This is a genomic window from Massilia sp. BGA-UO-ETr-WB1 (assembly GCF_059567845.1).
Genome location: NZ_JCAQOT010000027.1, coordinates 610,287 through 624,544 on the forward strand (window position 1 = coordinate 610,287; position 14,258 = coordinate 624,544).

General features: G+C 68.6%; 10 protein-coding genes. 2 read left to right on the forward strand and 8 right to left on the reverse strand.

Features of this window, described 5'->3' with window-relative positions; all coding sequences use genetic code 11:
- Position 1: 1 nt before the first annotated feature.
- Positions 2 to 910: a PP2C family protein-serine/threonine phosphatase gene (locus AC56DV_RS29695; RefSeq protein WP_496317802.1), complete on the reverse strand. Its 909-nt coding sequence runs from the start codon at positions 908 to 910 to the stop codon at positions 2 to 4.
- Positions 911 to 1,037: 127 nt separating this feature from the next.
- Here AC56DV_RS29695 and AC56DV_RS29700 point away from each other — a divergent pair, with 127 nt between their 5' ends.
- Together AC56DV_RS29700 and AC56DV_RS29705 are read left to right on the forward strand one after the other, a co-directional pair.
- The gene (locus AC56DV_RS29700) at positions 1,038 to 3,749 is read left to right on the forward strand and encodes a protein kinase domain-containing protein (protein WP_496317803.1); all 2,712 of its coding nucleotides are present in this window, start codon (positions 1,038 to 1,040) and stop codon (positions 3,747 to 3,749) included.
- Positions 3,733 to 5,277 carry an FAD-binding oxidoreductase gene (locus AC56DV_RS29705; protein WP_496317804.1) on the forward strand — a complete coding sequence of 515 codons (1,545 nt, stop codon included), beginning with the start codon at positions 3,733 to 3,735 and terminating at the stop codon, positions 5,275 to 5,277. Before AC56DV_RS29700 ends, AC56DV_RS29705 begins: the two co-directional genes overlap by 17 nt.
- Here AC56DV_RS29705 and AC56DV_RS29710 read toward each other — a convergent pair.
- The 7 genes from AC56DV_RS29710 to AC56DV_RS29740 all read right to left on the reverse strand — a co-directional run bounded on the left by AC56DV_RS29710 (position 5,260) and on the right by AC56DV_RS29740 (position 14,232).
- On the reverse strand, positions 5,260 to 5,958 hold the full coding sequence (locus AC56DV_RS29710) for a hypothetical protein (protein ID WP_496317805.1): 699 nt from the start codon (positions 5,956 to 5,958) through the stop codon (positions 5,260 to 5,262). The genes AC56DV_RS29705 and AC56DV_RS29710 overlap by 18 nt on opposite strands.
- Positions 5,955 to 6,977, reverse strand: a complete 1,023-nt coding sequence (locus AC56DV_RS29715; RefSeq protein WP_496317806.1) for an ABC transporter substrate-binding protein — start codon at positions 6,975 to 6,977, stop codon at positions 5,955 to 5,957. The genes AC56DV_RS29710 and AC56DV_RS29715 overlap by 4 nt, the downstream gene beginning before the upstream one ends.
- Positions 6,974 to 9,055, reverse strand: a complete 2,082-nt coding sequence (locus tag AC56DV_RS29720) for an MFS transporter (protein ID WP_496317807.1) — start codon at positions 9,053 to 9,055, stop codon at positions 6,974 to 6,976. The genes AC56DV_RS29715 and AC56DV_RS29720 overlap by 4 nt, the downstream gene beginning before the upstream one ends.
- A 7-nt stretch (positions 9,056 to 9,062) precedes the next feature.
- Positions 9,063 to 9,746: a hypothetical protein gene (locus AC56DV_RS29725; protein WP_496317808.1), complete on the reverse strand. Its 684-nt coding sequence runs from the start codon at positions 9,744 to 9,746 to the stop codon at positions 9,063 to 9,065.
- A 96-nt stretch (positions 9,747 to 9,842) separates the two neighbouring features.
- Positions 9,843 to 10,760 carry a lipase secretion chaperone gene (locus tag AC56DV_RS29730; RefSeq protein WP_496317809.1) on the reverse strand — a complete coding sequence of 306 codons (918 nt, stop codon included), beginning with the start codon at positions 10,758 to 10,760 and terminating at the stop codon, positions 9,843 to 9,845.
- An 11-nt stretch (positions 10,761 to 10,771) separates the two neighbouring features.
- Positions 10,772 to 11,686: a lipase family alpha/beta hydrolase gene (locus tag AC56DV_RS29735; protein ID WP_496317810.1), complete on the reverse strand. Its 915-nt coding sequence runs from the start codon at positions 11,684 to 11,686 to the stop codon at positions 10,772 to 10,774.
- 209 nt (positions 11,687 to 11,895) lie between these two features.
- Positions 11,896 to 14,232 carry a penicillin-binding protein 1A gene (locus AC56DV_RS29740; RefSeq protein WP_496317811.1) on the reverse strand — a complete coding sequence of 779 codons (2,337 nt, stop codon included), beginning with the start codon at positions 14,230 to 14,232 and terminating at the stop codon, positions 11,896 to 11,898.
- Positions 14,233 to 14,258 lie beyond the last annotated feature (26 nt).

Sequence of the window (14,258 nt, forward strand, 5' to 3'; positions counted from 1 at the left end):
CTCAGGCGTCCTTGCAGCGGACGATGACGGCGGTGATGTTGTCGCGGCTGCCGTCGCGCTTGGCCATGGCCACCAGTTCGGCGCAGCATTCGCCCAGGTTGTCCTCGCGCACGCGCGCCAGGATCGCGGCGATGGCTTCCGGCGACGAGTTGCCGTACATGCCGTCGCTGCACAGCAGATAGATATCGCCCGGAGCCACCGCCTGCGTTTGCAGGTCCGGCTTGATCAACGGCGCAGGCCCGAGCGCCTGCAGCAGCAGGTTGCGCGCCGGGAGCGGCTCCGGCATGCCGGCTTCCAGCGCCTGCTGGTACAGGGTCTGGTCGCGCGTGAGCTGCGTCAGGCGGCCCTGGCGGAAGCAGTACAGGCGGCTGTCGCCGATATGGAAGATGAACACCGGCCCGTCCTGCGCCACCTGCCACATGCCGGTCAGCGTGGTGCCCATGCCGGCGCCGTCGGCCTGGTCGTTCGCGGTGTTGGTCTGGTACATGCGCTCGTTGGCGAATTCCACCGCGTCGTGCAGCGTGATCATGGCGCGCATGGTGGCGTCGGTCCAGGTGGCGTCCGGATCGGCCTGCACCGGATCGAAGGCGCTGGGGTGGAAAGCGGGGATGGTGGCGTCGCCGGTATCGCCGGTATCGCCAGCGTCGCTGGCGTCGTTGGGCATGGCCTGCCGGTTGCCGTGCGCGGCGCGGATAAAGCTGTGCAGCAGGTTGATGGCGTCGGCGCTGGCGATTTCACCGGCCTCGTGGCCGCCCATGCCGTCGGCCACCACCACCAGGCCGAGATCGGGGGCAATGAAGAAATTATCCTGGTTGGACTCGCGCACCGTGCCCACATCGGTCAGGCCGTAGGCCACTCCCAGGTCCAGGCGGTGCAGCGCCGACGGTGATAATTGCTTCCAGTTCCCCAAGATGTCTCCTATCGTTGAAATTGTCGCCAAGGCTTTGCCACAAAGGCCATAACTGCATGCTAGCATGCGCAATGCGCTCTATGGCGCGAGCGAATAAAAAATGAATGGCGGGACGACGGGATGAGGCATGGACGATAGCGAACAGCTCGGGCGCAGGGACGGATCAGGGGATGGGGAGGCGGATGCCGCCGGCGCTGCCGACGTGGCCAATGCCGGCGATCTTGCCGAGTCCGCCCGCAACGCCGCCGCCGAAGCGCGCGCCGCCATCCTGGCGCGCCGCGTGGCCGCGCTGGAAGCCGTGGTGGCAGTGGAACGCCGCATGCGCGACGTGCACGAGATGACCGCCCGCGCCGCCACCGACCAACTGGCCGCGCGCGACGGCCAGGCCGACATCACCGTGCCGCGCCCGCACGGCGCGCAGCATGCCTACGATGACGACGCCACCATACCGGTGCCGCATTACCGCCCGGACGGCACGCGCGAACCGACGCGCCGCGAGACCCTGCAAGCGCAGCCGGCCCAGCATACGCAACACCCCCAGCATACCCAGCCCACCACCCCCACGCTGGGCCGCTCCGCGCCGCGCTCGCAGCCGGTGCGCTCGCAGCTGCCGGCCTTGCCCGCCGCGCCGAACCGCTCCATCGGACCCGGCATCTCCACGCCGCTGGCGCTGGCGCCGGGCTTCGAGCTGTTTGAATACCGCATCGACGCGGTGCTGGGGCAGGGCGGATTCGGCATCACCTACCTGGCCACGGACGTCAACCTGAACGTGCGGGTGGCGATCAAGGAGTACCTGCCGGCCGATTTCGCCACCCGCGCCAGCGACCGCTCCGTGTCGCCGCGCTGGCCCGAGGACAACGAGTTCTACCTGAACGGCCTGGAATGCTTCCTGATCGAAGCGCGCACCCTGGCCACCTTCCGCCATTCCAACATCGTGCGCGTGGCGCGCTTCTTCGAGGCGCACCGCACCGCTTACATGGTGCTGGAGTACGAGAGCGGCCAGCCGCTCAAGCAGTGGTGGGAGAAGCACAAGGGCATGGGCGAGCAGCAGCTGCTGTCGCTGGTGCAGCCGCTGCTCGACGGGCTGTCGCTGGTGCACGAATCAGGTTATCTGCACCGCGACATCAAGCCGGACAACATCTACGTGCGCAAGGAGGACGGCAGCTGGGTGCTGCTCGACTTCGGCGCGGCGCGCCAGACCGTGGGCGGCATGCAAGCCATGGCCGACGTGGTCACGCCCGGCTACGCGCCGCTGGAGCAGTACCAGGGCGGCGAGCAGGGGCCGTGGACCGACATCTACGCCATCGGCGCCACCTTGTACTGGATGATCACCGGCGCCAAGCCGGCGCCGGCGCCGGAGCGCCAGAGCGGCGTGGCCGAGTATGTCCCCGCCGTGCAGGCCGGCCAGGGCCGCTACAGCGATGAGTTCCTGAAAGCGGTGGACTGGGCCCTCGCAGTGGACCCGCAACAGCGCCCGCAAAGCATCCAGGAACTGTCGCAAAGCCTGTTCGCTTCGCACGCCGGCAGCCTGGGTTTGCAGGAAGCGCTGCGGGTGGGCGAACTGGAAGGCCAGCGCCGCCTGAAGAAGGGCGTGCGCAAGCTGGGCAAGGCGATCTGGCGCCCGGCCTCGTGGCCGCTGGTGGTGAAGATGACCATCGCCATGATGCTGGCCGCGCTGCTGCCGATGACCATTACCGCCTACTACAATTTGAACGGCTCTGTGGCCGCCGTGTCGGCCAGCGAGCTGCGCAACCTCGAGAGCCTGGCGCAGGCGACGGCCGGCCGCATCTCGCAGCTGATACTGGACAGCCGCTACCAGGCCAGCTACCTGGCCACTGACTCGGCCTTCATCGACTACCTGCGCGCGCCTAGCGAGGCGAAACGGGAAGTGGTGAGCGGCAAGCTGGCCAACCTGATCAAGACCAATCCGGACGCGCACCTGATCTTCCTGATGGATAAGGAAGGCACCGCGCTGGTGTCCAGCGAGCCTGGCGTGGTGGGCGTGAACTTCAAGTTCCGCGAATACTTCCAGGAAGCGATGAAAGGGCACTCCTTCACCACCGGCGTGATCATCGGCGCCACGGCGGGCCTGCCCGGCGTGTACTATGCCAACCCGGTATTCGACGCGGCCGGGAAGGTGATCGGCGTGGTGGTGATGCGCATCAAGGGCAGCACCATATCGGGCATCCTGGACGAAGCCAGTGCCGACGGCAAGCGCGTCTCCTTCATGATAGACGGCGACGGCATCCTGGTGCATCACCAGGACAAGAACCAGCTGTACCGCAGCCTGGCGCCGCTGCCCAAGGCAACGCTGGGCCGCATCATTGCCGACCAGCGTTTCCGCCGCCACCGGATTGAGAGCGTGGACATGCCGGAACTGGCCAAGGTGCTGATCGGCGCCAAGACGACCGGCAATATCAGCTTCCATTCCACCATCACCGGGGGCGAGGAGCATGCGGGCTTTGCGCCGGTGAAGGGGCATAACTGGGTAGTGGGCGTGACCGAGTCGCGCGCGCGCTTCGAAGAACCGCTGCAGCGCCTGTTCTTCAATGTGCTGTACAGCGTGGCGGCGGTCGGTCTCGTGTTCCTGATACTGGCGGTGCTGTTCGCGCGCACCATTACGCGCCCGGTGGTGCGGCTGACCGAGGCGGCCAACGCGCTCAAGGACGGCGACTACGACCGCGCCAGCATCAAGGTGACCAGCACCGACGAAATCGGCCGCCTGGCGCGCACCTTCAACGTGATGATAGACGTGCTGCGCCAGCGCGAGCGGGAGAAGCAGCGGGGTAAATTGGGACATCAATCGAAAGGAACGGGACGGGATGACGAACAAAACTGAACAAGTGCAGGCAAACGACGGCATGGCGAGCGGGCGGCGCCGCTTTCTACAGGCGGGAGCGGCGGGCGCCCTGGGCGCGGCGGCGCTAAGCCTTGCCCCAGCCGCGGTGCTGGCCAAGCCGGCGCTGAAACTGGGGCCGCACGGCCTGCGCGCCCTGGCGCGCGATTTCGAAGGCCGCCTGATCCTGCCCGGCCAGGATGGCTACGCGCTGGCGGCCTGGCCGAACAATGCGCGCTACGCCGGCGTGCTGCCGCAGGCGGTGGCCATGTGCGCCAACCAGCAGGACGTGCAGCGCTGCATCCGCTGGGCCGGCGACAGCGGCCTGCCGTTCGCGATCCGTTCCGGCGGCCACAACTACGCGGGCTTCTCCACCACCTCCGGCCTGCTGATCGACGTGAAAGCCATGAACAGCGTGACGGTGGACCTGAAGAATGAGACCGCGTGGGTGCAGGGCGGCGCCAACAACAACGACGTGGCCGCCGTGCTGCGCAATTATCCTTACGCCATTCCGTCCGGCCGCTGCCCAACCGTGGGCACCAGCGGCCTGGTGCTGGGCGGCGGCTGGGGCTTCGCGGCCACGCACGACGGCCTGACCTGCGACAGCCTGCTGGGCACCGAGCTGGTGCTGGCCAGCGCCGAGGCGCGCAGCATCAACGCGGACAACCACAAGGAGCTGTTCTGGGCGGTGCGCGGGGGAGGCGGCGGCAATTTCGGCGTGCATACCGGCTTCACCTTCAAGCTGCACAAGGTGAACAAGGTCACCACCTTCAATCTGAGCTGGGCGCCGGGCAAGCAGATCGAATTGCTGCGCGCGCTGCAGACCTTGCAGCTGACCTACCCGACCATGATTTCCACGCGCAGCAAGGCGTTGCCGATGGCGGCGGGCGCGCGGCCTGCGCGCGACACGCTGTATGTGCAGACGCTGGGCCAGTTCTGGGGCGGCGAGAAGGAGCTGCGCGAGATGCTGGCGCCGCTGTACGCGATCGCCGTGCCGCAAACGGCCGACATCTACGAGGTGGATTACTGGCGCGGCCGCGACTACCTGCTGACCGACGATCCGAACGGCCTGTACGACATCCGCTGCAGCTTCGTGCAGAAGGAGCTCAGCGAGGCGGCAATGGAGAACATGCTGAACTGGATGACGCGCTGGCCGGGCGGCTCGGTGCTGCAGGAGAACATGGGCATCCTGTTCGCCATCGGCGGCCAGGTGAAGGCGGTGCCCCGCAACGCCACCGCCTATGTGCACCGCGATTCCAACTTCATCTTCGAGATGGAAGCGTCGTGGGGGCCGATCGACAAGCCGGACACGGTGCAGCGCCAGCGCGCGTGGCTGAAGGACTATTACGACGACATGCAGCGCTTCCTGCAGCCCGAGTCCTACGTCAACTTCCCCAGCCGCGACCTGAAGAACTGGGCGCAGGCCTACTACGGCAGCAACCTGGGCCAGTTGTCCGAGGTGAAGCGCCGCGTCGACCCGGGGAACCTGTTCCGCTTCGAGCAGAGCATTCCGCTAGCGCCCAAGCGGTAAGCCGTACTCCACGGACCAGCGTTCATGCTGGTCCTGCCAGCAGTGGAACCCATGCAGGCCGTCGGCCAGCGCGCGCCGGTGGCCTTCGTGGTCGCCGTGGGCCACGCGGCGGCGCGCGGCCCATTCGGGCGGCGCCGGCAGCAGCAGGTCGCGCTGCACCAGCAGCCGCGCCAGGCCGCCGTAGACAATGGCGTAGCCGCGCACGGTGAAGCCTTCCAGCAGCAGGCCGCGCAGGCTGCGCATGTTTTCCGGCGCCACCGTGGCCGCCACCAGCGTGCGCCCCAGCTCGCGGCCCAGCGCCACGCGTTCTTCGATGGCGGCGCAGTGCAGCCGCCGCCCGCGCCACTCGGGCAGCGAAGCGGCGCCGTCCAGCACGCACATGCGGGCGCGGCCGGCGGCGCCGGCGTCCAGCAGTTCCGCCATATGGTCCACCGCTTCCGAGTCCATGCCCAGCACGCCGTAGGCCACCAGCTCGCCGTCCGCGTGGCAGCACAGGATGCGGCCTTGCTCGGCGGCGTGCCGCTCGAAATGGGCAAGGCCGTCGGGCCGCACCATGCCCTGCGGGACATGGGCCAGCGCGGTGCGGTGCAGCTGGTGCACCTGCGCCGCTTCGCCGGCGCGCATCAGGCGCCAGTTGAAGGCGGGGCCGGCGTTGCAGATGCGGGGGGATTCTTCGATCATTTCAGCAGCTCCGCGTAGTTGAGCACCTTGAGTGGCGGGTAGAGCTCGAGCCGGGCCGCCACCGGCATGTTGACGAGGTAGGTGAAGCGCGCCAGCGTCTCGACCGGGATGGCGGCGGGCGCCATGCGCTGGCGCAGGATCTGCTGCGCCTTGTGCGCCGTGAGACGGCCCACGCTCTCGTAGCCGGACACCAGCCCGAACAGCGCTTTGCCTTCGCGCAGGGCGATTTCGGTGGCCGAGAAGGCGGGCAGGCGGGCCGCCAGCGCGGCCTCGGTGAGCACCTTGCGGTTGGCGGCCAGGAAGCTGTCCGGCCCGATGTAGAGCAGCTGCGCATTCTGCCGCGCCAGCTCGGCCACCATGGCCGGCAGTTCGCCGGCCAGCGGCAGGCCCTTGGCGTCCAGCGGCACCGGGCGCTCCAGCAGCTGGAAGCGCGCGCCGGCCGCGACCGCGCGCAAGTCCTTCACGTTCTGCACCGAATTCGGCTCGGCCGGGTTGTAGATGATGGCCAGGCGCTCGAAGCGGCGGTAGGCGCGGATGGCGCTGAGCTGCTGGGCCGGCGGCACCACGTGGCAGGCGCCGGTGATGTTGCGGCCCGACGACGCCAGCGACTTGACCAGGCCCGAGCCCTGCGGCGACGCCACCATGGTGAACACGATCGGGATGTCGGTGACGTGGCGGGACGGATCGACCTCGCCTTCCTTGCCTGCCACCGCCAGCGTGATGGGCGTTCCCCAGGTGTAGATCAGGTCCGCCTTCATGGCGCGCGCTTCGGCGATCAGCTGCGGCACCTTGCCCACGTCGAGCGCCACGTCGCGCACGATCAGCTCCACCGGCATGCCGTTGACGGCGAAGTAGTCGCGGAAGCCTTTCTCCACGGCGGTCTCGCCCCGGAACAGGATCATGTAGATGCGCGGCGGGCGGCTGCTTCTCTGTGTAGCCGGCTGCTGTGCCAATGCGCGCGGCAGGGCGCCGCCCAGTGCCAGCATGGCGGCCGCGCGGCAGACTGTGCGCCGCCTCATGCCGCCGCCTCCGGCGCATCGGCTTCGTGGCTGCCTTGCCGGCCGCCCCGGACGCTGGCCACCGCGAACACCAGTGAGAACAGCAGCGACGCCGCCAGCGCAAACGCGCCAAGGCAAGCCATGGCTTGCGCGGCGCCGTAGCGCGCCGCCAGCATGCCGGTGACGACCGGACCGGCCGCCGCGCCCAGGCGTTCGAGCAGGCGGAACAGGCCGACGATGGGGCCGGTGCCCGCGTCGCGCCCCTCGTTCCGCGTGACGCGCGCCACCAGCACCAGCTGGGCGGAGATGCTCATCGACTGGCCCACGCCCAGCGCGCCAATGCCGAGCAGGACCAGTTCGCCGCTGGCGCCCCAGGCCACCGGCAGCAATCCCAGCCCGGTCAGCAGGCCGCCGGCCGCCACCAGCGGCGCGTAGGCGTTGTAGCGGTCCGCCAGGTGGGCAAACAGGGGCGCGAGCGCCAGGGAGCTCAGGCCGTAGAGCATGGTGTAGCGGCCGATTTCGGACTTGGACAAGCCCAGGCCGGACAGCAGCACCGGCACCAGGAAAATCAGGAAGCCGGAGTAGAGGAACTTGGCGGGCACGCCGGACAGGATGGACAACGCGAGGAAGCGCTTGTTGCACGCCAGCCGCGCCAGCAGCGGCGTGCTGCGCTGCGTCGTGGTCTGCCCGGCGGGCTGGCCGCTGCCGTGCCCCTTGCTCAGCACCGCCGCCGCGATGGCCGCCGCCAGCAGGGCGACGGCGGCGCCCAGCAGGAACACCATGCGGTAGCCCACGCGGTCGGCCAGGATGCCGCCCACCGCCGGCGCGCAGATCTCGGCCACCATGATGGCGCCCACGAACAGCGCCATGCCTTTGCCGCGATTGCTGCTGTCGGTGTGGTCGAACACATAGCCCTGGCAGGCCATGAACAAGATGGCGTAGCCCACGCCTGTAACGGCGCGCGCGGCCACCAGCGCGTAGTAGTCCGGCACCAGGCCGGTGACGGCCAGGCCGGCCATGACGGCCAGCGCGCCGGCGATGTAGCTGCTGCGCCGCCCCAGCCGGTCCGACCAGTGGCCGGCGAAAGGCATGGTCAGGGCCACGCCCAGCAGGAAGGCGGTGACAGGCAGGCTGGCGTGCAGCGCGCCGGCCGCCGCGCCGGACGGCAGCGAGGCGGCATACACCGGCAGGAAGGGGCGCGACAGCATTTCGGCGAACATGAACAGGAAGCTGAGTACCCGCACCAGCACGATGCGCGGCTGCTGCCCGGCGTCGATGCCGCTGGCGCTCCCCTGGCCGCCGGCTGCGTCGCCAAACAGGTACGCCTGGCGCAGGCGCTGCAGCAGCGGTTCGGCGAGCGCGGCCTTTTGCGGGCTGGTTTCGCGCAGTGCGGCTGCGCCGCGCACGAGTTCAGCGAAGCCCTGGTTGATGCGCGCGGTGAGGGCGTGCAGGCGGGCGGCAATGGCGGCGCCGGAGGCCGGCGCGGGGCGTTGGCGGAAGTCGCCCGCCGCCATGCTGGTCATCAGCGCGAGAATCTGGCGCATCGGCGCGGTGAAGGTCAGCGTCACCACGAACCACAGGATCTCGAAGGCGATCAGCAGGCTGGTGATGAGCACAATGCCGATGTCGTAGCGCAGCTCGCGCACGCGCGCGGCGATGTGGCTCTTGTCCACGCCCACGTGCAGATGCCCCACGACGCGGCCCTGGTGCAGCAGCGGTAGCGCCGTGTCCAGGAACTGGCCGGGCGCGCTGCTTTCAGCCTGGATGCTGCCATACAGCGGCTTGCCGCTGCCGTCGGCAATGCGTAGATAGGCCAGGTCGCGGTTCTGCTTCAGCACGTCGGCAAAGAACTCCGGCACCCCCTCCAGGCGCTGCAGCGGAATGCCGTGCTCCAGCGCGCGCGCCAGCTGCGCCGACAGCGCCACGCCGGTGGTGTGCGCCTTGCGGCCGAATTCCGGCAGCAGCGCGCGTTCGGACAGCGACCACGCGTACAGCGACAGCGCCAGCTGCACCGCCAGCAGCAGCGCCAGGGCGAACACGAACAGGCGCCGCACCGGGCGCGTATATAGCCGAAGCTCAAGGCGCTCCTCCTGGGTCATGGCTGGGTCATAGTTTTTCCCCCGCCACGTCCTTGCAGGTGATGGCGCGCTGGGCCCGTTCCAGTTCGCGTAGGGCGCGGTCCGCGCTGTGCGCGGCCTGTTCGGCCAGCGCCGCGGCGTGCCGGTCGGGCCTGGCCACCGGCGGCACGCTGGCGTCCAGCGCGTGTTCGATGCTGCCCAGCGTGCGGCCGATGCGGCGCACCCACAGCCGCGTGCCGAGCACCGCCAGCAGCGTGGATACGGCCGTGGCCAGCAACCCGGCCAGCAGCAGCTGGCGCGAAATGCCGGCAATGAACTGGTCGTGTCCGCGCCGCGAGTAATGCAGCTCGATGGCGCCGGCCGTCACGCCCAGATTGTTGGATAGTGGGGTGCTGACGGCGATGCTGTCGCGCTCCGCGGGGCGGCCGGTGGTGAAGGCGGGACTGCCCTGGTCGTCCTTGACGATGATGGCGACGATGTCCGGGTCTTGCCGCGCTTCGAAGTCGATGGCGGCTTGCGCGTTGCCCAGGCCGCGCACCGGCAGGCCAAGGTCCAGCCCCGTTTCCAGGTTCTGGCGCAGCACGTTGACGGTAAAGCGCAGGCGGGAGTCTTCCAGTTCGCCGAGCGTGCGGTCAAGCTTGCCCACGTTGAGGAACACCGTCAGGCCGATGGCGAGCGCCGAGATCAGCACGATGGGCGCTGTAATCGTCATGCTGAGTCGAGACATCGCCATACGCCGGTAGCCATTCGCCGATATTGAACTCGCAAGAGTGTAGCATTGTTGAGCTTGCTCAATACCGGTTTTTGGCTATTCGTATGCGCCCAGGCGGCGCTGTTCCTCCGGCGTGAAATAGGCGTCGCGCAGGGCCTGCACGTCGCCCGGCTGGCCGCGTGCGGCCTGGTACAGGGCGATGCGGCGCTTCCAGTCCGCGTCGTCGCGGTCCACGTCCGCCAGGCGCGACGCCGCCTCCGGCGACAGCGCGGCCGCGCGCAGGCGGTAGATTTCGTTGTCGCCCGCGCCTTGCGCGCGCAGCTGCTGCACCGATTCCTCCAGCCGCAGCACCCGCGTGGGCGCCGCGCGCTGTTCGCGCTGGGCCGGCGTCAGCTGGGCGTCCAGCGCCGCCAGGCGGGCCTGGCGCGCCGTTTCGGTCAGGTTGCGGTCGGCGGCCAGTTCCAGCCGCGCGATGGTGTCGGCCGCTTGCGCGTCCGCAGCGCCGAACAGGCCCGCGATCTGTTCCGCCGTGAAGTACTGCGGCCGCAGCTGCTGCATGGCGGCCAGGCGGGCGCGCGCGCCGCTGGCCATGTCCGCGCTGTTCGGCAGGCGGCTTTCCACGTCCGCCAGCGCGCGCTTGTAGGCCAGGTAGCTGGCCAGCAGGCGCTTGGCCTCTGCGGCCGGAGCGGGCCGCAGGCGGCGCTCCAGTTCCCGTTCTATCCCGGTGCGTATGGCCAGCAGGTCTTTTTCGCCCAGGCCGGCCAGGTAGTAGTCGAACAGGTGGCCCAGTTCCTCGTCGACCAGCAGCCGTTCGGTGCTGTCGGCTTTGACGGCGCCGTCCGGCGTGGTGCCTTCCATCGAGCGCACGAACGCGAAATGGTTCGCCTGCGCAGGCGCCGCCGCGGGCTCGGCTGCCTGCTGCGACGGCCAGGCCAGGTACAGCACGGCCAGCATAGTCCCTGTGCCTGCCGCGGGAGCGAGGAGCTTGCGCAGGCGTGGCGGTTTCGCGTTCATGGCGGCGCTCCTTACAGTCCCAGGCCCTGCAGGCGGTTGGCGTGCTGGCGGAACAGCGTGACGGGGCTGGTCTCGAACAGGTTGGTGATGCCGATCATCTGGTTCACTTCGTCCAGGTGGTTGAGCGCGTAATCGTCGCGGATCACGCGGCCCAGGCGGCTGGAGCAGCTGCTGACCAGGCCATCGTTCTTCTCGCCGTTGAAGGCCAGGCCGGTGACGGCCAGGAAGGGATCGGCCGCGTCGAAGGCATTGGTCCAGGGCTTGGCGCCGCTCCACGAGAAGTACTGCACGCCGTTGACCTGGTAAGCGCCTTCGCCGCAGGCCGACGTCGGCACGCCCTGCGGATGGCGCGCGTTGAAGGCCAGCGTGCCGGCGGTGCTGAGCGACTGGGCGGCGGCGCGCGAGCTCTGCGGCAGCGTGGGGCTGCCGGACAGGAGGCTGATCAGGCCGGACAGGGCGTTGGCCAGCTCGTAGGTCACGTTGGGCACGGCGCCGATCAGCACGTCGGCCACCTTGGAGCCTTTGTTCACGCCGCCCACGCTGGAGACCGAGGCCACCAGGTCGGGGCGCACCGAGGCCACGTAGCGCGAGGTGGGGCCGCCGTGGCTATGGCCGATCAGGTTGACCTTGGCGGCGCCGGTGGCGGCCAGGATCTGCTTGACCTGCAGCAGCAGCTGCTCGCCGCGCACTTCGGTGCTGTTGGCGGCCGAGACCGAGGTGACGTAGACCTTGGCGCCGCCGCTGCTCAAGCCGGAGGCGATGCCGTAGAAGTAATCCACCGGCCCCAGGTTGTCGAAGCCGAACAGGCCGTGCACCAGCACGATGGGATACTTGGTCTGGGTGTAGCCCTGCGCCCAGGACGGGGCGGGCAGGGCCATGAGGGTGATCAGGAACAGCGCAAGCGACTTCCAGTAGCGTTTCTTCATTTTGTCTCCGATTCGATTGTTTTATGAGGCCGGAAATGTAAAACCGGGCCTGGGCCCGGTTCAAAATGTAGCATCGCGGCTGTGCCGGAGATGGTGCGCATGGCTGTGCCGATTCGCTTTGGCTCGCCAGGCCATGTACTTGGCCCGGCAGGCCGGCGCAATGTTGTTTTTTGCGCCAGCGTTGCGGCTTATTGCGGACTATTGCGGAGTTACGGCTGCACCGGCGTCGGCTGGACGTTGCTGGCGCCGGGTTCCTGCACCGGGGCCGGCGGCTGGCCATCCAGGTCGATGGTGCGCACCGAGCCATCGTTGGCGTATTCGGCGTAGATCCAGGAGCCGTCTTCGGCCTGCACCACGCCTTCCGGCACCGGGCGCTCGCGCGGCGGCGCCTTTTGCAGCGCCACGCGCATGTAATCGATCCAGATCGGCATGGCCAGCGTGGCGCCGAACTCGCGTCCGCCCAGCGACTTCGGATCGTCGTAACCCATCCACGCCACGCCCACCACGCCGCCGCCGTAGCCGGCGAACCAGCCGTCCACCGCGTCGTTGGTGGTGCCGGTCTTGCCGGCCAGGTCGGCCCGGCCGAGGCGCGCGCCCGCCTGCGCGCCGGTGCCGCTGCGCACCACCTCGCGCAGCATGGTGTCGGTGATGAAGGCGTTGCGCGGGTCCAGCACGCGGTTGGCCTCCTGTGCCGCCTGCTGCGGCTTGGTTTCGGACAGCACCTTGCCGTTGCCGTCGACGATGCGGGAGATCAGGTAAAGCTGCACCTGGTAGCCGCCGTTGGCGAACACCGAGTAGGCGCCGGCCAGCTGCTGCGGCGTGACGGCGCCGGTGCCCAGCGTCATGGTCAGGTTCTGCGGATGCTTGGCCGGCGTGAAGCCGAACTTCTCCAGGAAGCCGTGCGCGTAGGGCACGCCCACCGCGCGCAGCAGGCGCACCGAGGTCACGTTCTTCGATTTGGCCAGCGATACGTGCATGGAAATCGGGCCGTCGTAGACGTTGTCGTCGTTCTGCGGATCCCAGCCGCCGGTGTCCACGCCGGTGTCGGACAGTTTCACGTCGTTGATCAGGGTGCCCGGGAAGTAGCCTTTTTCCAGCGCCGACGAATAGACGAAGGGCTTGATCGAGGAGCCGGGCTGGCGCCAGGCCTGGGTAACGTGGTTGAACTGGTGCAGGTTGAAGTCGAAGCCGCCCACCATGGCGTGGTAGGCGCCGGTGGCCGAATCGAGCGACACGAAGGCGGCCGCCACCTGCGGCACCTGGGTGATCGACCAGCGTTTCTTGTCATTCTGAGAGACGCGCACGATGGCGCCGGGCCGCAGCTTGAGGCCTTCCCTGGCTTTTTCGCTCAGGCCGGGCGCGGCCAGTTTCAGGCCGTCGCCGGTGATCTCGTGTTCTTCGCCGTCGATGGTTTCCACCGTGACGCTCTTGGCCGACGCGGCCAGCACCACGGCCGGGATCAGCCGGTCGCTGCTGCGGCGCTTCTGCAGCGCCTCGTCGATGGCGTCTTCGCGCTCTTCCGGATCGGACGGCAGGTCGATGAAGGCTTCCGGGCCGCGGTAGCCGTGGCGCTGGTCGTAGTTCAGCACATTGCGGCGCACCGACTCGTAGGCCGCCTCCTGGTCCGCCTTCAGGATGGTGGTGTAGACGCTGATGCCGCGCGAGTACGACTCTTCCTTGTATTGCTCGTACACCGCCTGGCGCGCCAGTTCGGCCACGTATTCCGCGTGCACGTCGAACTCCTGGCCCTTCGGATTGATGCGCAGGGTTTCCTTCAGCGCCTGCTCGTGCTGGGCGGCGGTGATGATGCCCTGGTCGCGCATGGCCTTCAGCACCAGGTGCTGGCGCAGGCGCGCGCGCTTGGGATTGGCCACCGGGTTGTTGCGCGCCGGGTTCTGCGGCAGGCCGGCCAGCATGGCCGTTTCCGCAATCGACAGCTCTTTCAGCGACTTGCTGAAGTAGGCCTGCGCGGCGCTGGCGAAACCGTAGGAGCGCTGGCCCAGGTAGATCTGGTTCAGGTACAGCTCCAGGATCTGGTCCTTGGTCAGCGCGCCTTCCATCTTATAGGCCAGCATCACCTCGGTCATCTTGCGGCCCAGCTTCTTGTCGCGCGTGAGGTAGAAGTTGCGCGCCACCTGCATGGTGATGGTGGAACCGCCCTGGCGGAAGCTGCCGCGCAGGTTGGACTTGACCGCGCCCATGGCGCGTATCCAGTCGATGCCGCCGTGGTCGTAGAAGCGCTTGTCCTCGATGGCGAGAACGGCCTTCTTCATCAGGTCCGGCATGTCCTTGATGGCGACGAAGTCGCGGTGCTCTTCGCCGAACTCGCCGATCAGCGCGTTGTCGGCAGTGTAGATGCGCAGCGGGATCTTGGGCTGGTAGTCGGTGATGGCGTCCAGCGCCGGCAGGTTGGGGCCGATGAAGAGCACCATGTAGGCGCCCAGCAGGGCTGCGCCCACGGCGGCGGCGATGCCGCCCACGGCCACGGCACGGATGGCGTTACGGCGGTTGAGCCACTTCGGCAAAGCAGGAGAGTTAGCAGTCAAAACAGGTACTCATGGTTGCGCAACTG

Coding starts and splice junctions, on each gene's coding strand:
- AC56DV_RS29700 (WP_496317803.1), top strand. CDS start 1,038: ATGGACGATAGCGAACAGCTCGGGCGCAGGGACGGATCAGGGGATGGG.
- AC56DV_RS29705 (WP_496317804.1), top strand. CDS start 3,733: ATGACGAACAAAACTGAACAAGTGCAGGCAAACGACGGCATGGCGAGC.
- AC56DV_RS29710 (WP_496317805.1), bottom strand. CDS start 5,958: ATGATCGAAGAATCCCCCCGCATCTGCAACGCCGGCCCCGCCTTCAAC.
- AC56DV_RS29715 (WP_496317806.1), bottom strand. CDS start 6,977: ATGAGGCGGCGCACAGTCTGCCGCGCGGCCGCCATGCTGGCACTGGGC.
- AC56DV_RS29720 (WP_496317807.1), bottom strand. CDS start 9,055: ATGACCCAGGAGGAGCGCCTTGAGCTTCGGCTATATACGCGCCCGGTG.
- AC56DV_RS29725 (WP_496317808.1), bottom strand. CDS start 9,746: ATGACGATTACAGCGCCCATCGTGCTGATCTCGGCGCTCGCCATCGGC.
- AC56DV_RS29730 (WP_496317809.1), bottom strand. CDS start 10,760: ATGAACGCGAAACCGCCACGCCTGCGCAAGCTCCTCGCTCCCGCGGCA.
- AC56DV_RS29735 (WP_496317810.1), bottom strand. CDS start 11,686: ATGAAGAAACGCTACTGGAAGTCGCTTGCGCTGTTCCTGATCACCCTC.